This is a genomic window from Microcoleus sp. B4-C1, assembly GCF_036705285.1.
Taxonomy (GTDB): Bacteria; Cyanobacteriota; Cyanobacteriia; order Cyanobacteriales; family Microcoleaceae; genus Microcoleus.
This window is the reverse complement of record NZ_JAUBUC010000099.1, coordinates 1-23232: the sequence shown is the minus strand read 5'-3', so window position 1 is coordinate 23232 and position 23232 is coordinate 1. Positions and strand designations below refer to the sequence as shown.

The following is a 23232-nucleotide window of genomic DNA, read 5'->3' as shown; positions in this document are numbered from 1 at the left end:
CTGAGTGACAGCTCGATCGCCTGAGTGACAGCTCGGTCGCCTGACTGACTCTTTTAAGATACAAGGGGCGGGTTCACTAACAATAATTGCCTGTAATCTACAATCTCATAAACCCGCCCCCCCGATACTTTTATCTCCTCTCCGTTGAATTGTCCGCGATGAAATTCTGTCGCGTGGTGGGGGCGGGTTTATGTAGATTGTTAGTCTGGATGATAGATTGTTGGTGAAACCCGCCCCTACAAGTATTGTGCTTATTTTACCGGACATGACTAATGACTACTAACTACTGACTACTAACTACTGACTACTAACTAAAAAAGGCAGGGCGACAATAAATGTAGTACCTTTGCCGATCGCACTTTCCACACTTATTGTACCGCCGTGCAGGTCAACTATGTGTTTGACAATACAGAGTCCTAAACCCGATCCTTTAATATTGCCTACATTAGCACCCCGTTCAAACTGCTGAAATAGTTTTCCTTGATATTCCGCTGTCATCCCAATTCCCTCATCTCGAACGCACAAAATTATTTGTTGGTTTTCGCAGCTTAAGTCTAAACTTACCTTGCCACCGTTTGGAGAATATTTAATAGCGTTGGAAAGCAAATTAGTCAGAAGGTGGTGCAGTAGTTTGGCATCAAGATTGGCGTGCAGCGGATTTGTGTGACTGCAGAAATGTACTAGGTGCTTGTCGGTGACGATAGGTTGCAGTTCTTCTAAAATAGAATTGCATAAATCCGTCGCATTAATCGGATTTAAATTTAAGGAAATTTTGCCTGATTCGGCTTTGCTAAGCATTAAAATATCTTCCAGCAACCCACTCATATTACTGACGGCTTTTTTTATGCGATCGACATTTTTATGGGTGGTTCCGGCGCTTCTCTGCAAGTCGCTATCTTCTAGCATTTCAGCCGATAACTGTATGGTAGTTAAAGGAGTGTTTAAATCGTGGTAAGCCATTGAAATAAAGCGCGATCTATTTTCGTTTTTTTCTGCTGCTAATGCCATTAATTTTTTCAGGATAACAGCTTCTTGATGTTTGCTCAGTGCTATCTTGATAGTGGCGTGCATTTCTCTTTCTTTAAAAGGTTTGAGCAGGTAGCCGTAAGAACCAGTATTTTCGGCTCGCTGCAAAGTTTCGTCGTCAGCATAGGCAGTTGTATAGATAATTGGTATATCTAATTCTTGATTAATTATTGCTGCTGTTTCTATGCCGTCAATGTCGCCTTTGATAACTATGTCCATTAAAATTAAATCTGGTCTTAGTTCGCGGGCGCGCTGGATGGCATCCGCTCCAGAAGAAACGATATCGGCAATTTGATATCCCAATTTTTCTAATTTAGGGGATAAGTTTTTAGCAATTAACAGTTCGTCTTCGACAATCAAAATCTTAATTGGTTTTTCGACCAAGCTCATATTGTTACAATCTTTGAAAGTAGTTTAACTCGTTAAATTTTAAGTGAAAGGATGTACCAACTTCTCTGGATATTTCGATTGTTCCTTCTAACTGCTCGGTTAAAGTGCAGACAACTTGAAACCCCATCGAGTGAGTTTTCCGAAAATCTAAGTTTTGAGGAAAGCCAATGCCGTTGTCCTTAACTAAAAGGTTGATTTCTCGATCGCCCGTTTGATAGCATTCTACACTAACTGTACCAGTTGTGCCATCAGGAAAAGCGTGTTTCAGCGTATTTGAAACCAATTCATTGGCAATTAAACCGCAGGGAGTAGCAGTTTCAAGATTTAGGGAGATTGGCTCAGCTAATACCTGCAACTGAATTTGGTTGTTGCTAATATTGTAAGAGTGAAACAAGTTACTTACCAAATCTTCGAGATATTCGCCAAAATTAATTTGCGCTAGGTTAGTCGAACGGTACAGTTTTTCGTGAATCAGAGCCATAGAATAAAGGCGATTCTGACTTTCTTCAAACATTTTGCTTACTTGGGGGTCGGCAACTGTGTTCGATTGCAATTCTAACAGACTGGCAACTACGCAAAGGTTGTTTTTGACGCGGTGGTGAATTTCTTTGAGCAAAATTTCTTTTTCTCTGAGGGAGTTTTTCAAATTTGCTTCTGCTTGTTTGCGATCGCTCAGTTCAGCTTGCAGTTGCTGGTAAAGTAGAGATTGCTGAATCGCGATCGCCAATTGATTTACCAACTGCTGAAATAAATTGATTTCCGATTCTTGCCACTCACGAGGGCGATCGCATTGGTGGGCTATTAGCAATCCCCAAATTTGGCTGTGCTGAATAATCGGCACTACTAACTTGGCCCTAACTTGAATCTGTTTCATAAACTGGGCCATACAAGGTGTAAGGGAGGGATCATCTAGTTGGGAGATCGCACAAATTCGCCCTTGCAAATAAAGCTGAGAACTTTGGGCCGGAAAAACCTCTTCGCCAAAACATTTATCCACCAGTTGGCTGCATCCTTCTGCAACGGCTTCAGCAATGACTCGCCCGCCATTTTCGGGTAAAAGTTGATAAACCAAAACTCGATCGGCTAATAATACTTGCTGGAGTTCGGCAACGGTAGTGTTGAGAATTTCCTCTAATTGCAAAGACTGGCGCACACGACGGGCGATCGCCTCCACAAGCCTTTCTTGCTCGAACTGCTGCCCCCTAGCGAGTTCGGCATATTTAGAATTGCTGATATCCGCGGCATAACCAATAATTTCGATCGGAACACCTCTGCTATCAACCAATAGTTTGAGTTCCGTCCTTAGCCAGCGGTAACTTCCGTCTTGGTGTAGAAAACGATACTCGCAAATGCAATTTTTACCCTCGGACAAATCCGAAAAATTTACTAAAAATTGTGGCCGATCTTCAGGATGAATCCGGCTCGACCAAAATTTACAATCTGCTAACAATTCTTGGGGGTCGTAGCCAACGATTGTCTGAACGTTGTCGCTGATGTAAGTAGTACAAAAGTCCCCCATCGGTGCGGCTGTAAAAATTACCGCCGGATTAGAACCCAGCAAAAATTGCAGGCGTTCTTTTAACTGCTGAAATTCCATTTCTGCTCGCTTACGATAACTGATATCTTCGATCGCCCCCATGCTGTAGAGAGGAATGCCCTCGCGATCGCGGATCAGCGTCACCGTCAAGTTTGCCCACATCAGCTCGCCATTCTTCTTAATCAAGCGTTTTTCCCTTTGGAAGCGAGAAATTTTGCCACAGATCAACTGCTTGACTTCCTCTACATCTGCGTGTAAATCTTCTGGATGCGTGAGTTCACTAAAAGTCATGCTAGCCAACTCCGAATCGCTGTAGCCCAACATCTGGCGGTGAGCTTCATTCACTTTGATCGTGCGGAAGTCGCGCACGCTTGCCAAACCAAGCGCGATCGGAGCATCGTCAAATAAGTTGCGAAACTTTTCCTCGCTCTTTTGCAGTGCAGCTTCTGCGTGTTTGCGAGCGGTAATGTCTCGGGCTACCCACATCACCCGATCGAGCTCCAGGGGCGAAATACTGGCATCAAACCAAAATAACTTGCAGCCAATTTCCATCCTGTATTCAATTCTGTGGGTTTCCCCAGATGCCAATGTTTGGCGAATGTGGCCGAGGGCAAAATTAGCTTCCGCTTCTGGGAAGATTTCGGCGAGGGTTTTGCCCAGCACTTCAGGAGCCGGTTTGTACAGCAGTTCGGGAGCCGTGGGGGCGATTTTGAGGTAGCGGCCGCTTGCGTCGAAAACCAGGACGATATCCGTCATGGCGTTAAACAGCGCCAGCAGTTCGGCTTCGGAGTTTTGGAGTTTTTCTTCCGTCAATTTGCGATCGGTAATGTCAGTGTCAGTGCCAGTCAGGCGGAAAGCCCTGCCAGAAGCCGATCGAATCGCGCTGCCACGGGCTAGTATCCAGCAGGTGCTGCCGTCTTTACGCACCATCCGGTGTTCTACTTCATAAATTTCTGTCAAACCTTCTAAATAAGCATTTACTGCTTCGGCGACGGCAACTCGATCGTCGGGATGAACGTGAGATGCCCAATTTTCCATGCGGTTAGGAATCTCTGTGTCTTGATAGCCCAACAAAGCTTTCAAAGAGGGAGCAATGTAGATTTCATCGGTTTGCAAATTCCAGTCCCAAACCCCCACTTTGCCGGCCGATACTGCCAGTTCGTACCATTGTGTCCGCTGCTGCACTCTCAGTTCTAACTCTGCATTGAGCTGCTGCAAAGCGATTTCTGCTTGTTTGCGATCCGTGACATCCCTGCCTGCTGCTTGATACTCGACGATTTGTCCGCTCTCGTTGAATATAGCCCGATCGATCCACTGGTGCCAGCGAATTTCCCCGCTCGGCAAAATTACTTGGTGCTCGCAGGTAAAAATAGGGTTGTCGGGAGACACAGAAGTATATTGCTGTTGAAAAAATTCTCGGTCTGCTTCTGGCAGCAGCGACATGAAGCATTTGCCTAGTAAGTCGATCGGCTGCACGCCGAAATAACGGCAATAAGCTTGATTGACAAAAGTTATTTTACCGTCTGGGAGGTAGCGGCAAATCAGTTCGGTTTGGTCTTCCACAATCGCCAGGTAGCGCGCCTCGCTCTGCCGCAGGGTATTTTCGGCATTTTGGCGATCGCTGACTTTTTCTAGTTCACAATTGCCCTCTAACAGTTCGCATTGTTCCTGGAGTTTTGCCACTTCTTGGTGCAGTGCCTCGATCCAGCTATACATTGCTGGACGAATACTTTTTTCACTGATTAAACCTACTGGCTGACCCAGTTCATCTACAATTGGCAAGCAATCAATCGAGTATTGACAAAATAGCTTGAATGCGGTAGTAATATCTGTAAATTCTGATTCTTTTAAAACAATTAAATTCCGCGTCATTGCGTCGGCAACTTTCATGCCTTGCCATCCATATTCGGTCGCAGCTAAGTTGAGCACATCTTCCGGGCTTAGCAGTCCGACTAGCTGATTTTTATCGACAACTAAGACGCAACTAATAAATGCTTTTACAGTTTCGTTTGAGTCGGGAAATGCAGGTGAATTAGGCAGTGGGCAATGGTTGTTCGTCCGACGCATCAGGGCGATCGCCTCTGCGAGCGAAGTTGAGGGCCCAACCATCACAGGATGGCGATCGACAGCTTCGTCGGGCGATCGTAAATTGGCCGACAAATTAGCAAGTTCCATTAGTCTTGGTGAAAAAGTATTGTTAATTAACTTTAGCAACACTTGTAGTCATCAGCCAGATGACTGATGACTGATGACCGATGACCTGCCTTATATTCGGCCAAGGAGCAGATAAGTTTTCATTGCCCCTTTGCCCTTAACTTCAATAGTTCCCCGCTCCTGAAATACATATTTGTGTTCCAATAACTTATAAGTAGTTTCGCTGACTTGAATCCGCCAAGGCAAACCGTGAGATTCCATGCGGGAAGCAATATTTACTGTGTCGCCCCACAAATCGTAAATAAACTTTTTTATGCCAATTACTCCAGCCACAACCGGGCCGCTGTGAATGCCGATGCGGATGCTAAAATATTTATTATGGCTAGCATTAAATCGGGCTATTTCTGCTTGCATATCTAGCGCCATTTGGGCGATCGCCTCTGCGTGGTCTGCCCTGGGTTCAGGCAGCCCTCCAACCGCCATGTATGCGTCGCCGATGGTCTTGATTTTCTCTAACCCATGCCGTTCGCACAAAAGGTCAAATCCTGAGAAAATCTGATTCAGAAGATCCACCAGTTCGATCGGATTCATGACGGCAGACAAAGCAGTAAACCCCACAATGTCAGCGAACAAAACAGTCACTTCTGGAAAGTATTCGGCAATAGTAGTTTCGTTTTGCTTGAGGCGTTCTGCTATTGCCTTGGGCAAGATATTTAACAGCAGCTTTTCTGATTTTTCTTGTTCTTCCCGCAGGGCATCTTCTGCTTGCTTGCGTTCCGTAATGTCATGGTAACTCCAGACTCGGCCGATAATTTTATCTCCCAGCCGCTGCGGTTGCGAATAGCGTTCAAAAAATCTGCCGTCCTGAAATTCCAACAAGTCGTAACTTTCGGCTTCTGGCTGATCGTAAAGCGATTCTATTCTCTCTTGAAATGTTTGGGCGTCTTTGAGTTGATTCAGGAAAAAGGCGATCGTTGTGGCGTCATTTCGGAGTGCCATCACTTCGTTAGGTAGGCCCCACATTTCCACAAATTCTCGATTGAAAGTGACTATTTTTCCGCTCCTGTCAGTAGCTAAAATACCGTCAGCAGTAGAATCAAAAGTTGCTTGCAGCAGGGATACAGATTTTGCTAGGGCGTCTTCGGCCATTTTTCGAGCAGTAATGTCTCGCAAAATAGCGCGAATCGCTACTAGCGAACCTTCCGCAAATTTACAGCTTATGCTGCCTTCTAGCAAAATTTGTTCGTGATTTTTAGTAATAAATATTGTTTGAATAGAGTCGGGATACAATGTATTTTCATTGATCGTTTTTTTGGTAATAGCTTTATAGAATATATCCAGAGACTCAGGCGAGCTGTTCGGATGAATGATATCAAAAACAGTCATTTGAGCAATTTCTGTTTCGGTGTAGCCCAGAGTTTCCCGCCAAGCCCGATTTACATACAAAAAATGACCGTCCGCTCCTATACTTTGAATTAAGTCAGTAGCATTTTCAAATAAGTCTCGCAGTTGTTCTTCGCTTTCCCGCAAAGCTATTTCAGCTTGCTTGCGCTTAATGAATTGACCAATTTGGCTACCGATTGTTGCCATGGTTTGGAGCAATTCTTCATCAAAGCACTGCACTTCCCTGCTGAATAAAATCATCACGCCCAAAACAGACCGGGCCGATTTTTCCGCCTCGTAGCCACCCAAAATTGGGAAACCAAAAGCTCCGTGCAGTCCTTCTTCAGCAGCGATTTCTCTACGCAGACAACAGTCACTTTTTGTGACATCTGCAATCCACTGAGCTGAACCGCTAGCCCAAACGAAACCGGGCAATCCTTCGCCAAATGCACAGGTCATTTGTTCGGTAAATTCTGCAAATTTGGGGATCGAAAGTGAGCGTTTTGTCCAACTGGCGACACAGCGAAGCAAATTGGGAGCAGAAACCGCAGTTATTCTCTTAGTTTCTGACAGCAGTTTTTCCCCGGATTCTGGCATCCAAAGTTCGACGGTATCCCATCCCAAGCTGTCGCAAATTACAGGGAGAATTGCTGCTATAGCTTTTTTGATTGTTTCGGATGCCGACAGGATGCGAGTAGCGATGTACTGAGTTATTTGTCGCTTGCGGGCGCGCTGTTTATCTGTGACATCGCGGCCGATGTACACGAAATCTTGAAGGGTGGGCAAAGAACTAGAAATGCCTTGAATGTCAGTCGAAATAGCCGTACAGGAAAACGAAACTGTTAGTTTTTCTCCGGTTTTTGCCGTGCAAATTACTTCGGCATTAGTTTGCGATTGTTGAGGCTCATCTGGGCTAACTGCTTGCAAAGAGGAGCCAAAAGCAGCAAGAGCGTCTATTTGCTGGCCTACTAATTCTGATTCGCTGTAACCGAACAAATCTTGAGCCGCTTGATTGACTTTTTTAATCTTTCCCGATGCTGTTGTTACCAATAAAACTTCAGCCATTGAAGTAATAATTTTTTCAACATAATTATTAGTAGCGGCTAAGGTACTCAATAAAATATCCATTTCATTGGTAGCTTGCACTAGAGTTTGTTCTAAAGCCATCCTGTCGCTTACGTCTTGAAAAAATATAATTAATCTCTGATAATTTTCGTCATTGCTAAACTCCACGATATACATATCAAAATAAAGCCGCGAACCATTTTCTAATAGTCGCGTCATCGCTTTTAATTCAAAATTTGGCAAACGTTTTTCAAAAATATCGATTAAAATTTCTTCAGTTCCCACTAATTCGGGAAAGGGAATGCGAACATCGTTGCCGGCGACTACTTCCTCGGGACAGTCGGCAAACTGCTGCACTTGTAGAGAGATTTCTTGGATAAAAAAGTTTTTATCCAGTGCTAGGTACTCCAAGTGGTGGGGAACTAACAGTTTTTTTAACAAGGTTTTCATGTGAGATTTTTATTATTGAATGCGCCCTAGGGATTGAATTATCTAAAATCAATCTATTTATCTCTGTTTATTAAATGGAATTCTGACTAAAAAGGTAGTGCCTAGCCCTATCTCGCTGGAAAACTCGATTTGACCTCCATGCAAATCTACACACTGCTTGACTATGGATAAACCCAGTCCTGTACCGGGTATTTTTTCGACATTTTTGGCTCGATAATAAGATTCAAAGAGTTGTTCTTGGTCTTCGAGAGGAATGCCAATGCCTGCGTCTTTAATTTTAAATGTGGCTTCTTCATTATTCTGACAATTTAATTCAAAATAAATATTGCTGTCGAGGGGCGAATATTTGACTGCATTTGACAGCAAATTTGTCAAGATGTGTCGCAGCAATTTGGGATCTAGTGCGGGCAACTGTTCCGTTTCCTGTAAGTCGGTATCATCTTTTTTCGCTGGCGTAACTAATTCTTGATAAATAAAGTTAATTGTATGATTTTTCCCATAACTAATTTTAATGAATTCTACTAACTCGCTGCAAAATTTTTTTAAGTCAACTGGTGCGGGATAGAATTCGAGTTTTCCTGCTTCGGCGCTGCTGAGCAACCGCACGTCATCTAATAGCTGAGCCATTTGTTGAGATGCTGATTTAACGTGTTGCAGGTATTGTTGTTTTTCCGCGTGGGTGATATCGTCGCCGTAGTCTTGGAGGATTTTAGTAGCAAATAATACTGTACTTAAAGGATTGCCAAATTCGTGAGCAATCATCGAGAAAAAACGAGATTTTACCTGTCTGAGTTCTTGCTCTTTTGCCAAAGAGCGGCGAATTTCTATTTCTTGTTGTTTGCGTTCTGTGATGTCCCTACCTATATAAATGAAATCGTAAAGTCCCTCTAATTCTGTCTGAACTGCCGAACAGGAAAATTCTACCCAAATTTTTTCTCCTGCTTTAGTAGTGCAGACTATTTCTAGTTCTCTACGTAGCTCTTTTTGAGACAAAATATATCGGTGGCGAGCTTGGTAAATTAATGTTTCTTCGACTACTATTCTGGACAGGGGCTTGCCGATTAATTCTGCTTCGCTATACCCAAATAACCATTGGGCAGATTGATTGATTTTTTTGATATTTCCTAATGTTGTTGTCACCAACAAAGCATCACCCATCGAACGAATAACTTTATCTATATAATCTTTAGAAGCGGCTAAGGCACTAACCAAAAGATTAGCTTCATTCGCCCTCTGAATCAACGATTGCTTCATGACCATCTTTTCGGTGGTATCTTCAATCAAAATTAGCAATTTACTTGGCACATCTTCTTGTTCTTCTTCATATTTGATAGCCAACATATCAAAGTATAAAGGGCGGTTTGGGTCGGCAAACCGAGCGATACCTTTGACTTCAAAACCGGGCAGCCGTCCCATAATGATGGACATGAGGATATTTTCAATGCCAATCAGTTCGGGAAAACTCAGGCGAGCATCTGCACCGGGTATAGCCTGGCCCGGAATATCAGCATAATGCTGCACTTCGGCGGAGGTTTCCTGAATGATGAAATGGTGATTTACTAGAAAATACTGTGTTTGTCGCGGGCCTAACAGCTTTCTTAACAGGAGGTTCATACTTGTTCTACCATTGTGTAAGCTAGTTTGTAGAAAATTTCGTCAACGTCTTTGCCGGTTTTAGCAGATGTCGTGCAAACTGCTATTACTTTGTCTTGACCTATCGCATGGGACATTTCCACTAGCAGCGCCAATTTTTCCTCGTCAATTAAGTCTACTTTGTTCAAAGCGACGATAATTGACCCTTTAGGATTGACGGAAGAATAAAGCTGAATGTGTTCGGAGATTCGCTCAACTGTTTCGGATCGGCTGACATCGGCAACGATTAAAGCGCCGCTAGCTCCCTGCAAGTAAGTCGGTGCTATTCCTTTGAATTTTGTATGCCCTTCTAAGTCCCAAATCAGCAACTTTGCAGTCACGTTTTCCCGCTGTTTTACGCTTTCTAATTCTACGATTTTGCTGGAAATTTTTACTCCTACTGTGGAGAGGTATTGGTCGCTGAATTGCCGATCGACAAAACGGCGGATTAGGCTAGTTTTACCCACGCCGAAATCCCCAATCATGCACATTTTTTTAGATATAGTAACTGACATAATTAGTTGCTGTTTATGGTCTTAGTTATTGGTTCAAATAGCACACATCTGCTTAAAAGTAGCGGTTGATTGGGTTCCAAGCCGGAAGGAGGATGTGGGCTGCCAATCGCGACAAGGCGCTTGGGGTCAGCACCTTGCCGCACTAAAGCCTCTTGCACTGCTGTGGCACGCTGGAGTGACAACCGTTGATTTGTGGCAAGTTCCCCAGTTCGATCGCTGTGTCCAATTATCTTAATCTGTTTTTGAGGATATTGATCCATGAAATTTTTGACACTGGCGATGATTTCTCCGTATGTAGAGTCTAATGTTGTCGTTCCTGGCTGGAAGTAGATGCGGGTTGTAATTTTCAGCGGATCTAATTTAATGGTGCTAATCACCGATTGAACACCGGGTATTTGCTTCAGGGACTGAGCTATTTTCTGTGCGTCTGCACCGTCTCTAACGGTTCCCTCTACTGTAACTTTACGATCGCCATACCGCGTAGAAATAGAAAGGCCCTCTTTCTGATTCAAAACAGCGGTAATCCGCTGTACCTCGGCCGCCGTCAAAACTGGATCTGGGGGGACATCTACAGCTAGAATTCTATTATCTAATTGCAATTTCGGTGCAGTTGATGCGGCTATTTTTGCAGCTTGGGCCCGCAATTCTTGATTTGGCAACTTTCCGGTTAGCTTTAAAGTTTTGCCATCAACTGCAACATCTAAGCGGTAAACTGCTAATTGGGGAGTGGAGGCTAAAGCTGCGATGGCATTTGCTTCGAGGCGTCGCTCCACGCTGCTGCGATACTGATAAATTCCCCAAGGTACTAAGATTAAGCTGATGGCGGCTAAACTGATAGCCGCTAGGGCGATCGGGGGTTTTGTTGATTTTTCCCTTTGCAGCGGGTCGAATAAACTTTTTATGTACGGGTGCAGCGACTCCGGTATAGTATCGGGGTCGCCGTTAAACTCGTGAATTACTTTAGCATAATTAAGGATGAGATTAGTAACGGTTTGTCGTATTTTTTTGATGAATAAGTGGGGCGGTTCTCCTTTAATCACGACGGCCATGTAGCAATATCCCGCTACTTCTAGGATAATTTTTGAGTCGCCGTATTCAATTTGATTTAGTTCGGAAGATTCTCCCGGCCGCACGATGCACTCGTTAACAAAGCTGCGAATAGCTGTGAGCATTCCTGCTACCATTTCTGATTCTAACTGGTAGCTTTCTGAGTTTTGATCTTCGGAAATAATCAAGCCTGATGCTTTGTGAATTAAGAATGCTGCTTGGACGGTAAAGGGTATTGATTCTTTGAGGATTAATTCAGCTTCGGAGACTCCTTGTACTTTGGAGCGAATTTTTCTTTGGAATCCTTCGACGCTGATGGCATTTGACACTTTTTCATTGATTGTCTTGATAGCTTCTGCCATGTATCGGGAAATTGTACTGCCAATTACGGGATAGAGGGCATCCACCATAGAGTCGCGTTCGAGTTTTATTTGGGCTGTAATCGCTTTGCCCATTTCCGGTGCAAGGGCTTGGGCGATCGACTCTTGGTCAAGGCGAATTTGCTCTTTAATTGCCAGACCAATTTCTGGGGCGATCGCCTTAGCAATATCCGCTGGCGAATTCACTATTTGTTGAGCAAGTGCGTCGGGAAGCAGCTCAGCTATTGCCGCACTCATTGCCGACTTGTTCTCGACAGTTTTTGCCCTAATAACTTCGTCAATAATTGGCACGATCGCCTTAACAACTTCTTCCCTGGAATCGGCCACTTTGCGACTGAGAATTTCTGCGATCCAAGGCAGCATCAACTCAATCAACTCTTGGGGCTCGTAGATTTGGTGCTCCAATTTTCCTAATTTATCGTCGATTGTGGCCATCAGGTGGCGCACCCCCGGCAAATCGTTTTCTGCCAGCAGATTTTTGACTTGCTCGATATCCGACATTTTTGAGCCGAACATCAGATTTTGCAGCCTTTCCATCGCGCTGTCGGCTTCATTTAAATCCTGTTTAATTTGACCTAATATTTCTGCTGGCTGTTCTCGTAAGTTTGGGATTTCTAGATCCGAAGCCACCGCAGCATCTAAATATCCCTTTTCTGGTGGCTCTGAGACTGTGGAAACTATGGGATTATCGGGAATTTCCGAGGGTTTTGACTCGGTTTCGGGAGCGGAAAAATCCTGTAAATGCCGATCGAGCTTGTGGGATTTTTGAGCCTGTACGTACTGTAGAGAATCTTTCATTGTCAAGTTAGACAATTCTTCGACAGGCTGTGATTCCTCCTCCAAATCCGGCTGGGCGATCGCGGAAACATCTATAGTTTTAGCTGAGGAATAGTCTTTTTCCAGTTCTGAACTATTAAGTCTGTGAGTAGCGAATAGCAGACTTTTAGGTTCGTCTGCATTAGCAGAATCAGTAGACTCCGGTTCGCGATCCCCAGTTTTTGGCGGAACACTCGCTGCAACTTCCTCTGGCGCTTGCTCAGAAATACCTAACAAATCCATCAACCCGCCGAGGGCCCCAGCTTGATTATTTTTGTCGCTGCTGTCAGTTTCGCGATCTGCATTTTGCTGGTTTGAACCAGCAATAATTTTGAGATCGACTAACAGATTCAGCAAGGGTTCTAGCTGGGTTGCTGCATCGGCAGCAGACTCGTCAGGTTGAGAAACAAAACCCTCTAACTCATTGTCGTCAGCCGGATTTTCTTTCGGTAAAGCCATGCGTTATTATCCGTTATGGTGGCGCTCCGGCAACAGAAACTCGGTATTTAACTTATTATCCGCAACGCCTTTAAGTTCGGGTACAAATTCTGTTCCTTTGAGCCTCATGCCGAGTTCAAACAGAATTTCTGCCATGTCGTCTCTAGAAACTTTAACATCTCTGAGCATAGAAAAGCGACGATCGAGCTCTTCAAAAACCTGTGTTTTCAAAGTGCGGGTTTCTTCAGATAGTCGCTCTCTGGTTTGGGAGAGTTCCTCACGCAGCGAACTGGTTTGATTGTCGATAGCTTCGTCGAGGGCTTCCATGCTGCTGGAGAATTTGCGGTTAATGCGATCGACTTGCTGGCGGATGTCTGCGCTTTCTTCTTGGGTGTTTGAGGTGAGCGATTTAACTTTCTTTTCTAACGAATCAACAGCCGCCCTCATTTCTCCTGAAAGAACAGTTTTTACTTGTTCGATGCGAGTTTGCATATCTTGCTGCATCATCGACAAGTCGGAATCTATTTTATCGAAGCGATTATCGTATTCTCTAAGCTGCGCTCCGAAAATTATATCGCGAATCTGGTCGATATTTCCCAGCCGTTCGCGCATTTCTTCTTTAGTTATTTCGGCCATACTTGCACCTGGAATCTCCGGAAATTGTGAGTTTAAGAACTGTGCTAGTGATTTACTAGCGTTGTTGGTGGCACTAGCTTTTTTGAGTGGGCGGGCTTTTATTGTTTGAACTCTCACCCATGCGTCGGGGATGGGATTTTTTAGAGTCTTGACTCTAAATATCCTGAGATTCAAATTTTTGAGCCTGGTCTTGTCACCAAAAATGGCGGTTGGCTATCCTTGGCTTGCAGCAAGCTCATAGAAGCGTTGATTTTGCTGCTATACAGCACAGCGGGGTAGGTTTTAAGGTCTTGAGTGACATCCTCAATCATATCGCATCTTGACAGTGCCTCATACCACAGCGCTGGAGTCCCGGCAAAAAGCAGGCGGGCGCGCTCCACGTGCCATTATATATAATATATAACTCAAAACCTGCACCGATCGATCGCCGATCGGCTCGGAGGGATGCTGCCTTTGAGCAGAAAGCACTTAGGAGCGCGAATTAAATAATTTACACAAGTTTTTGGGGAGTAGGGGTTGGGCTTATAGCCCGCCCTTTCTGGACGGGCGGGACGCCCATCCCACAAGAACCATCACGCATTGTAAGTTATTTAATTCTCATTCCTTATAAAGTCGAACTCGGCCGAGCTCTCCCCCTCGAATCCTCGAATCCTGCGATCGTCCTATAAAATTCATAGGGCCCGATCGACAGCGACCAGACCCAATAATATGAGAACTTTGTTTTTTCTAACAAACGAGATGTGTTTCCGGTGGAGAACTTTTACTTACTAGGGTTTACAACTTGTGCAGCTTTACTCTTAATCCGCAACGACAACTAAGTCTTACTTGACTGCGGTTTGGCTTGACTGCTCGATCGGCAGTTCGCCACTATTCCAAGTTGTGTTCGGTTAATTTCTGCTGCGCCTGGGAATCTAGACCGGAGACACCATGTCTATATCCTCGAACTTTCTTTCTAAATATAGCGACCTCCTTTCTCTTCCTGTCCCGGTGTCTATTATTAAGTTAGCATGGCCTTTCGGAGGAGTAAAGCACAATTTGCAAAACTTGATAGGTCTTTACATTACTAAGTATAATGATATGAATATCCAAATAGATGTAAGTTAGCACTCACGCACTCCGAACAAAGAAACCGGGTTTTTTCACCGAGATTGAGGATTTTAAGCAAGTATTTTGGTTGAAAAACCCGGTTTCTGGACACCAGTGCAAAAGTCCTATAAATTCTATTGTTGCTACATCTTTACATTCTTAACAGTTCTTGTCATGACTATTTCTCCTAAGTTTCTCAGTGGTAGCCAAATCCGCCAAACATTCCTCGACTTTTATGCCCAGCGAGGACATAAAATCTTACCGAGTGCTTCTTTGGTGCCAGAAGATCCGACGGTGTTGCTGACGATCGCCGGAATGCTACAATTCAAGCCGATATTTCTCGGACAGCGCACCCCCGAATCACCGCGCGCCACGACTTCTCAAAAGTGCATCCGCACCAACGACATCGAAAACGTCGGCCGCACCGCCCGCCACCACACGTTTTTTGAGATGTTGGGCAACTTCAGTTTCGGGGATTATTTCAAGAAACAGGCGATCGCCTGGGCGTGGGAACTTTCCACGGAAGTTTTCGGTTTACCAGCGTCGAATTTGGTTGTTAGTGTTTTCCGAGAAGATGACGAAGCTTTTGCGATTTGGCGCGATGAAATTGGCATTCCGGGCGATCGGATTCAGCGCATGGGAGAAGATGACAATTTCTGGCAATCCGGCCCGACTGGCCCCTGCGGCCCGTGCTCGGAGATTTACTATGATTTTCACCCAGAAAGAGGCGACAATATTGACCTCGAAGATGATAGCAGGTTTATTGAATTCTACAACCTGGTTTTCATGCAGTACAATAAAGATGCAGAGGGCAATTTAACTCCGCTGCAAAATCAAAATATTGATACTGGCTTGGGACTGGAACGGATGGCGCAAATCCTCCAGAAAGTCCCCAATAATTACGAAACAGATTTGATTTTTCCGATCATTCAATCGGCGGCGGAAATTGCCGGGATTGATTACCACAATAGCGATGAAAAAGTCAAGGTTTCGCTGAAAGTAATTGGCGACCATATTCGGGCTGTGGTGCACATGATTGCGGACGAAATTCGCGCGTCGAATGTTGGTCGGGGTTACATTTTGCGCCGGTTGATTCGCCGGGTGGTGCGCCACGGGCGACTGATTGGAATTCAGGGCGAATTTACGGTGCGGGTAGCTGAAAGTGCGATCGCCCTTTCGGAAGCAGCTTATCCCAACGTGCGGCGGCGGGAAGCTCAAATTAAGGCGGAATTGGCAAGGGAAGAGGCGCAGTTTCTCAAGACTTTGGAACGCGGAGAGAAGCTGCTGGAGGAAATTGTCGATCGCACAAAACAGCAAACCAACCAACAAATCAGCGGTCAAGATGCTTTCACTCTTTACGATACCTACGGTTTCCCCTTAGAACTGACTCAAGAAATTGCTGAGGAACAGGGAATTTCTGTGGATTTGGACGGCTTTGAAGCGGCGATGAAAGAACAGCAAACTCGTGCTAAAGATGCTCGCCAAACAATAGATTTGACCGTGCAGGGTTCTTTGGATAAGTTGGCTGAAACTATCCAGGGAACTGAGTTTGTTGGTTATGCTGAATTGTCGAGTTTAGCTGAGGTGGAAGTTATCTTGGTTGACGGCAAATCTGTGGAGGAAGCAGCCGCCGGTACCGAGGTACAAGTTGTTTTGAACCAAACGCCGTTTTATGCTGAATCCGGCGGACAAATTGGGGACAAAGGTTATTTGAAAAGCGGAGATAATGGTGATGGTTTGTTGGTAAGAGTTGATGATGTCAAGAAGGAATCGGATTTCTTCGTGCATTTCGGCTTGGTGGAACGGGGAACGCTGAGAGTTGGCGATAGTATTACTGCGAAAATTGACAATAGCGGTCGCCGCCGAATTCAGGCCAACCACACAGCAACTCACTTATTACAATCAGCTTTGCGGAAAATTGTGGACGATTCGATTTCGCAAGCTGGTTCGCTGGTATCGTCTGAGAGATTGCGGTTTGATTTCAATTCTCCGCGCGCTGTCACACCAGAAGAGTTGCATAAAATTGAGGATTTAGTTAATAGTTGGATTGCTGAGGCGCACGCTGCAGTCGTTGCAGAAATGCCGATCGCCATTGCGAGAGAAAAAGGCGCGACTGCGATGTTTGGCGAGAAGTACGGCGACGTGGTGCGGGTGATCGATTTTCCCGGCGTTTCGATGGAATTGTGCGGGGGAACTCACGTTAGCAATACGGCAGAAATCGGGCTGTTTAAGATTGTTTCGGAAGCGGGGGTAGCGGCGGGAACTCGCAGGATTGAAGCGGTTTCGGGTCAAGCTGTTTTGGACTATTTGAACGTGCGGGATAAGGTGGTGCGTGATTTGGGCGATCGATTTAAGGCGAAGCCTGAAGAATTGCCGAACCGGATTACTAATTTGCAGAATGAGTTGAAGGATACTCAGAAACATTTGGCTGCTGTGAAGTCGGAATTGGCGATCGCGAAATCCGACCAGTTGCTGAGTGCGGCGGAGGCGATCGGCGAATTCAAAATCATTGTAGCTCAATTGGGTGATGTGGATACAGAAGCGCTGAAAACTGCGGCGGAAAGGTTGCAGCAAAAGTTAGGAAATGCTGCGGTTGTTTTGGCATCAATTCCTGAACCGGACAAGGTAAGTTTGGTGGCAGCTTTTAGTCCTGAAGTCAATAAGAAAGGATTGCAAGCTGGCAAGTTTATCGGGGGAATTGCTCAAATTTGCGGCGGAAAAGGCGGCGGGCGGCCGAATTTGGCGCAAGCTGGGGGACGCGATGCAAGTAAGTTGCAGGAAGCGTTGGAAAGTGCTCGCAATTTGTTAGTTGAAGGGTTGGGTTAGTCTGGGTTTTTTGTAGGGACACGGGATTGCCGTGTCCTGCTTCGTGTCAACTTAACGTCAAACCCACAGTCCGGCAGGGGTTGAAACCCCTGCCTCAAAGCGAAAGTCCTCTGAAGAGGACTGAAGAACTCATTAGTCCTCTTCAGAGGACTTTCGCTATTAGCCAGGGACTTCAGTCCCTGGCGGACTGACGGGTGAGTGGGAAGACTGGCGGGCTTTCGGCTTAAATTGACAGGACGAAAAGCACGGTGCCGTGTCCTGCTTTGCTACTTAATATTGAGGAACAGACGAGTCTACTTCTTGACTCCAAGCAGTAATTCCGCCCTTAACATTAATCCCCTCAATTCCAGCTTCCTTCAAAATGCCCAAAGCCTTCGCAGAACGCCCGCCCATTTTGCAGTGTGCAATCAAGCGATGCCCGTTCAACAATTCCTTAACTTTCTCAACACCTTGGCCGTGTTCGATATCCGGTAAAGGAACCAAAACAGACCCCGGAATTTGAGCAATTTGATACTCGTTGGGATTCCGAACATCTAACAATACAAAATCCTTGGCGCCGCTGTCGATTAACTCCTTAAGTTCCGTGACAGTCATCTCAGGAATTTGCGTTTGCTGACTTGCTTCCTGCGCTTTAGCTTGAGGAATGCCGCAGAATTGTTCGTAATCAATTAACTTTTCAATTACCGGGCGCACTGGATTAGGCCGCAGTTTCAATTGGCGGAACGTCATATCTAAGGCATTGTAAAGCAACAGTCGGCCGCTCAAAGTAGTGCCTTGACCCAAGATAATCTTGATAGCTTCCGTTGCTTGGATAGACCCGACAACTCCGCACAAAACGCCTAAAACACCGCCTTCGGCACAAGAAGGAACCATCCCAGGAGGCGGGGGTTCCGGGTACAAATCGCGATAATTCGGGCCGCCTTCGTAGTTGAAAACTGTTGCTTGCCCTTCAAATCGGAAGATGGAACCGTAGACGTTGGGCTTGTTTAAAAGCACGCAAACGTCGTTCATCAAATAGCGAGTCGGGAAATTGTCCGTGCCGTCAATAATGATATCGTAAGGAGTGGCAATGTCGATCGCATTTTCCGAACTAACGCGAGTCTCGTACAAATCTACTTGGCAAAAAGGATTAATTTCTAAAATCCGATTTTTAGCCGACTCAATCTTCGGTTTCCCAACCCAAGAAGTGCCGTGAATTACTTGCCGCTGCAAATTAGAATGGTCTACAACATCAAAGTCTACAATCCCAATGCGGCCAACACCGGCTGCGGCTAAATACAGCAGCAGCGGCGAACCGAGGCCTCCCGTACCGATGCAGAGCACGCTGGCAGCTTTGAGACGCTTCTGTCCATCCAATCCAACTTCTGGCAGGATCAGGTGGCGAGAGTAGCGTTCGTATTCTTGTTTGTTGAGCTGGATCTCCTCCAGATTAGGATTTAGCATGATATTGTGTGTAGCGCAGATTTTGAATTACATCCTATCTGAATCTTTCGCATTTTTACCTGTTTGTTATTTTTACTAATTATTTCTTAATCTCAGTCGGTTCCTGTGCGAGAATTTCCTCTGCTTGAAAGTTCCCCTCTCCGTCAAGACTCCAACTGCGGATGTCTTCCCAACAGCCTTGTCGGACGGACACAATGATATAAGAGTATTCGGCCCACGCCAATGCCCGATCGCACTCTGAGGGCACTGCGGGACAATCCGTGTGAGAATGATATATACCGATAATATCCAGACTGCGATCGCGCCCATGTTTCATCGCCCGCAACATATCTTCGGGCTTAATAGCATATCTGCGTCTTTCTGTCAATCCTTTTTCTTCCGGCCAATTCTCCTCAGCTTCCGCACTCCAAGCATTGTCAGTCGGCCAAACTTCCACTAAAGTTTTAACATCGCCAGTAACTCGACCGAGCAACAAACCGCAGCATTCTTCAGGATAAGCGCTTTCGCCGTGGGTGCGGATGGATAAAATGTGAGAGTCGGAAAGTGCGATCGGCTGCATAGGATTTTATTGTAGATTTTATTGTAGTTTTTTTTGTAAAGTGCGATGGGCTTTTTTTAAATTGTGGAACAGGCATCTTGCCTGTTCAATACTGGCTTTTCTGGAAATGTCTATTAATTTGAGGTTCCTGTAACTGTTTGCAAAACAGTTCTATAAGCAATAACAGCTTCAGTTTGGTTAACATATCCTACATATTGGCTCAATACAGAAAAGTCTAACTCAGGCAAAAATTCACTCCTCGAAATTAACTCATAACCAGACTCCCGCAGGCGGTAAAGAGAAAATTGATCGTTAGCCCAAAACCAGACTTCAGGAACCTGCAAACCGCGATACACTTCTAGTTTGTCAACACCGCCGCTAGTTAGAGCAATTTCGATCGCAATATCAGGGATTTCTGCAAGTGCACCCAAGCAGTAACACTCATCTGGTTCCGCACCCCGTCTCACAGCTTCGCGGCGAAATGTAGCACTACCGTAACCGTTGAGATTAATTAGCCTTTCAACCGCATAAGTTTCTATCAACCGGGCAATAATTGTTTTAAGCCTTTCATGTTCTGGCGAAGTCGTCATAATAATTTCTAACGTTCCTTCCAAGTAAGTCATCCTGGGGAATTCATCGACAAACATATCGGAAAGTTGTTCGTATTGCTTCCAAGTCACATCATATAGAATTATGCGCTGTTCAGTCGCTGGAACGAGAGTTTTTGGATCTAAAAGTAGCATAACTAATTACCTGCACTTAAGATATCTCAACGTTAGATTTTTTCGTTCTTTCTCAACTTCTTCTCTGTGTCCTCTGCGGCCTCTGCGGTTCGTAAAAAAAGTTCCTATATAAATTTAACGAACCGCGAAGACGCTTAGGAAACAAAGGAAGAGAAGAAAAGGGGAAAAAGAGTTAATTCAATCAAGTCGGAGTTTGCTGTAACTCAGGCCGCTCATCTGGAACGATCGCACCTTCGACAGGACACACCTGCAAACAAATACCGCAGTCAATACAGGTATCAAAATCAATCCAAAACCAATCAGTACCCTTGACATTTTTGCCGGGGCCGGGGTGAATGCAAGCAACCGGACAAGCGCCGACGCAATCAGCAATTCCCTCGCAAATATTCGTAACAATAGTGTGTGCCATAGTGTTCTCTCAAAAGATTTTAGTTAGATAGGGGATTAGCAATTAGTAATTGGCAAAACCTGATCTCAATCAGCAGGATACATAATATCATATCAGGTGATTTTTAACCAATTACCAATTACCAATTAGCCTAATTTACCGTTTCAATTGTTGGCAATCCTTCGGCATTTACCCAAGCAATTTGAGCAATTCGTCGATCGCGCGCGAATTCCCGCGCCGCCTCCTCTGTCTCCCGACTCTCCAAATCTATTTCTACCCGAACTAGGTGACTAGAGTCTCGGAGTTTGCGAGCGTAAGCAAACGCGGCGGCACTAGCTTCAGGAGTTTGAGCCACAACCAACCAGTCGCTAGCAGGCGTCTGGGTGGGCAATTGTCCCTCTGTCAGCAAAACTTGGTGCAAATCTTCAATATTCAGACAAAACCCGATGCCGGGGGAATTTTGCCCTTGCGGATCGAACAGTCCCAACAGTTGGTCGTAGCGTCCCCCTTGTCCTAAAACTCGCTGTCCTGTCTTGCTGCTGCTGACAACTTCAAACACAATTCCCGTGTAGTAGTCAAAGGTTTGAATTAAACTCAAATCGAGGTGAATGTGGGATTTGAGATTGGGAATTTTTGATTGACATTGGTGCAGCAATTCGATCGCAGATTTGAGATTATTTAACGCGGCTTGCTGCGGCAAATCTAAATCCAGCTTGGCAACAATTGGCAACACATCTTCTGGGCGGCCGCGCAAGTCAAATAACAGCAGTGCTCTTTCTCGCAATTCGGTTGACAGCGGCAAAGTTTCCAAGGCAATTCGATCGAGATTTGCGATCGCCCCCCGAACTTTTTGGCGCACATTTGGCGGAAACGGTTCCAGCAATGTTGCAGTCAAGCCCGCTTCTCCCAAAACCAAATGCCACTCATCAATTTCCAAGCTCTGCAAGCACTCAGACAGCAGCAGCAGCACTTCCGCATCCGCAACCGCCCCCCCCGCGCCGAGGAGTTCTACCCCAGCTTGATAGAACTCCTGTTGCCCGCCTGAGCCAGTATCGGGGCCTTTGCGGAACACGTTAGCGTTGTAGTAGAGGCGCTGAGGCTGCCAGCGAGTCCCGGCCATCCGCATCGCAGCCGCGCGGGCGATGGATGCTGTCAATTCCGGCCGCAAACCAAGTTCTCCATCCTCGGCGTCTTGCAGTTGAATTAAGGTCGATCGGTCGATCGCGCCCCCAGCCATCAATGTCTCCAGCCTTTCTAGAGTAGAGGTAATAATCCGGTGGTAGCCCCAGCGGTGAAAAACCTGCTGTAAGCGCCGTTCGATCGAAATTTTTTGAGCAACGTCAAGGGGCAATAAATCTCTTGCACCGGATGGGGGTTGGTGAACCATATCAATTTTAGATTTTAGACTTTAGAAGATTTTAGATTGGGCCCAGAAGCTTAGCTTTATGGACGGTGTTAAAGTCGAACCAGGCAAGCTTAACATTTGACTTTAACAAATTAAGGTGTCATAGGAATTTTAGATTTTAGATTTTAGATTGGGCCCAGAAGCTTAGCTTTAGGGGACGGTGTTAAAGTCGAACGCGGCAAGCCTAACCTTCGACTTTAACAAATTAAGGTATCAATAATACCCTTGGGATCAGAAGACCGGGCGCTTGAAACCGCCTTATTATCTTTTCAACGATTCAAAACTGACAACTGACAATTGACAACTTACAACTGACAACTGACAACTTCTCACTTCTTCTTCCCGCCAAACAAACTTGCAAAAAATCCTGGTTTCTCGTCACCTTTTTTTGCCTTTGCGGCAGCTTGTTCCAGCTTTTTCTTAACCTCCAAAGCCGTCGGTTCTTCTGGATTTGATGCCAAAGCTTTGTTCATCTCAAGTTTTGCCATTGTGGCTTGATTTTGTTCAAGGTAACACATTGCTAACATAGCGTGAGCCTTGCTGTGTTTCGGGGCACCCTTCAGGACTTCCCTCAACTCCAAACTTGCTTTAGCGTAATTTTTGCTGTCCATAAATCCTTGAGCTCGGCGGCAATAAGCTTCGATCCGCGGGTCGTCTTTGTCCGGGGGTAGATTTGGGGGTAGATTTGGGGTTGGGGTTGGAATTGGGGTTGGGGGAATTGGGGTTGGGGGTGGTGGCGGGGTTGCAATGCCAATGCGCTCTTTTCGCAGCAGGTAAACCATGTTAAGTTCGCTAATTTGATCGATCGCCTCTTGCGTTTCCTTAACTGATTCGTACTGCTTGAGAGCGAGTTTGCTAACTGCTGTTTTGTAAGCTTCTTCCCAATCTTTAGCGGTAACTAACTGTTTGGCTGCTTCGCTTTCAATTTGCATTTTCGCCTGTTCTTTAACGACGCGCTTGGCGATGGCTGCTAATAGCAGGCTGTATTCTTTGCGATCGCTTTCCTTAGAGAATTTGTTGTAAGCCGGATTGACTACTTTTGACAAAAATTGGTTAGCCCAATCTTTATCAGCTTGGCTTTCAAAAGAGCAAGTATCCGAATGCAACCGGCGGGCGATTTTCATGTAGCGCTTGCGGATGTCGTTAAACTCGGCGTCTAAGGGAATTCCCAAAATTGCGTGCTGATCTGTAAAGTCGTACTTGAACAGCCCTTTTGTCATTTCAAAAGACATAACTTTTACTCTTCCTTTCCTGGCTTTGTTAGAGTCGATAGGGGCATTTCTACCCCTACCTCTCCTTCAGAACCGGACGTGAGACTTTCGCCTCATCCGGCT

15 protein-coding genes are annotated in these 23232 nt (G+C 45.4%); 1 reads left to right on the top strand and 14 read right to left on the bottom strand.

Annotated features, from left to right (window positions below; translation table 11 throughout):
* Positions 1–297: 297 nt before the first annotated feature.
* The 8 genes from QUB26_RS27025 to QUB26_RS26990 form a co-directional block, all read right to left on the bottom strand.
* Complete coding sequence (locus QUB26_RS27025) at positions 298–1416, bottom strand: ATP-binding protein (protein WP_333320430.1); 1119 nt, start codon at positions 1414–1416, stop codon at positions 298–300.
* A gap of 4 nt (positions 1417–1420) precedes the next feature.
* Positions 1421–5128 (bottom strand): PAS domain S-box protein, encoded by a 3708-nt coding sequence (locus QUB26_RS27020; RefSeq protein ID WP_333239570.1) that lies wholly within the window; start codon positions 5126–5128, stop codon positions 1421–1423.
* Positions 5129–5218: 90 nt separating this feature from the next.
* Positions 5219–8005, bottom strand: coding sequence for an adenylate/guanylate cyclase domain-containing protein (locus QUB26_RS27015; protein ID WP_333239572.1), 2787 nt, complete (start codon positions 8003–8005; stop codon positions 5219–5221).
* 57 nt (positions 8006–8062) lie between these two features.
* The gene (locus tag QUB26_RS27010; protein WP_333320427.1) at positions 8063–9619 is read right to left on the bottom strand and encodes a PAS domain-containing sensor histidine kinase; all 1557 of its coding nucleotides are present in this window, start codon (positions 9617–9619) and stop codon (positions 8063–8065) included.
* The gene (locus tag QUB26_RS27005) at positions 9616–10152 is read right to left on the bottom strand and encodes a Rab family GTPase (RefSeq protein WP_333239576.1); all 537 of its coding nucleotides are present in this window, start codon (positions 10150–10152) and stop codon (positions 9616–9618) included. The genes QUB26_RS27010 and QUB26_RS27005 overlap by 4 nt, the downstream gene beginning before the upstream one ends.
* Positions 10153–10154: 2 nt before the next feature.
* Positions 10155–12854 (bottom strand): OmpA family protein, encoded by a 2700-nt coding sequence (locus QUB26_RS27000; RefSeq protein ID WP_333320425.1) that lies wholly within the window; start codon positions 12852–12854, stop codon positions 10155–10157.
* A 6-nt stretch (positions 12855–12860) separates the two neighbouring features.
* The gene (locus tag QUB26_RS26995; RefSeq protein WP_333239580.1) at positions 12861–13469 is read right to left on the bottom strand and encodes a hypothetical protein; all 609 of its coding nucleotides are present in this window, start codon (positions 13467–13469) and stop codon (positions 12861–12863) included.
* Positions 13470–13639: 170 nt separating this feature from the next.
* Positions 13640–13849, bottom strand: coding sequence for a hypothetical protein (locus QUB26_RS26990; protein WP_333291739.1), 210 nt, complete (start codon positions 13847–13849; stop codon positions 13640–13642).
* Positions 13850–14729: 880 nt separating this feature from the next.
* Between QUB26_RS26990 and alaS the strand changes: the two genes are divergently transcribed.
* Positions 14730–17381: an alanine--tRNA ligase gene (gene alaS / locus QUB26_RS26985; protein WP_333320423.1), complete on the top strand. Its 2652-nt coding sequence runs from the start codon at positions 14730–14732 to the stop codon at positions 17379–17381.
* 270 nt (positions 17382–17651) lie between these two features.
* On the opposite strand, the gene moeB is transcribed toward alaS, so the two are convergent.
* From moeB to QUB26_RS26955, 6 genes are all read right to left on the bottom strand, one after another.
* Entirely contained in the window at positions 17652–18824 is a 1173-nt protein-coding gene (gene moeB / locus QUB26_RS26980; RefSeq protein ID WP_333239587.1) for a molybdopterin-synthase adenylyltransferase MoeB, read from the bottom strand.
* Positions 18825–18903: 79 nt separating this feature from the next.
* Positions 18904–19383 carry a M67 family metallopeptidase gene (locus QUB26_RS26975; RefSeq protein WP_333320421.1) on the bottom strand — a complete coding sequence of 160 codons (480 nt, stop codon included), beginning with the start codon at positions 19381–19383 and terminating at the stop codon, positions 18904–18906.
* Positions 19384–19496: 113 nt separating this feature from the next.
* On the bottom strand, positions 19497–20105 hold the full coding sequence (locus tag QUB26_RS26970; protein WP_333320419.1) for a Uma2 family endonuclease: 609 nt from the start codon (positions 20103–20105) through the stop codon (positions 19497–19499).
* Between the two features lie 181 nt (positions 20106–20286).
* Positions 20287–20514, bottom strand: a complete 228-nt coding sequence (locus QUB26_RS26965; RefSeq protein ID WP_333054336.1) for a ferredoxin family protein — start codon at positions 20512–20514, stop codon at positions 20287–20289.
* A gap of 130 nt (positions 20515–20644) precedes the next feature.
* Positions 20645–21880, bottom strand: a complete 1236-nt coding sequence (locus tag QUB26_RS26960; RefSeq protein ID WP_333239593.1) for an ATP phosphoribosyltransferase regulatory subunit — start codon at positions 21878–21880, stop codon at positions 20645–20647.
* Between the two features lie 347 nt (positions 21881–22227).
* A complete protein-coding gene (locus QUB26_RS26955) occupies positions 22228–23130 on the bottom strand; it encodes a tetratricopeptide repeat protein (RefSeq protein ID WP_333320416.1) in 903 nt (300 codons plus the stop codon).
* Positions 23131–23232 lie beyond the last annotated feature (102 nt).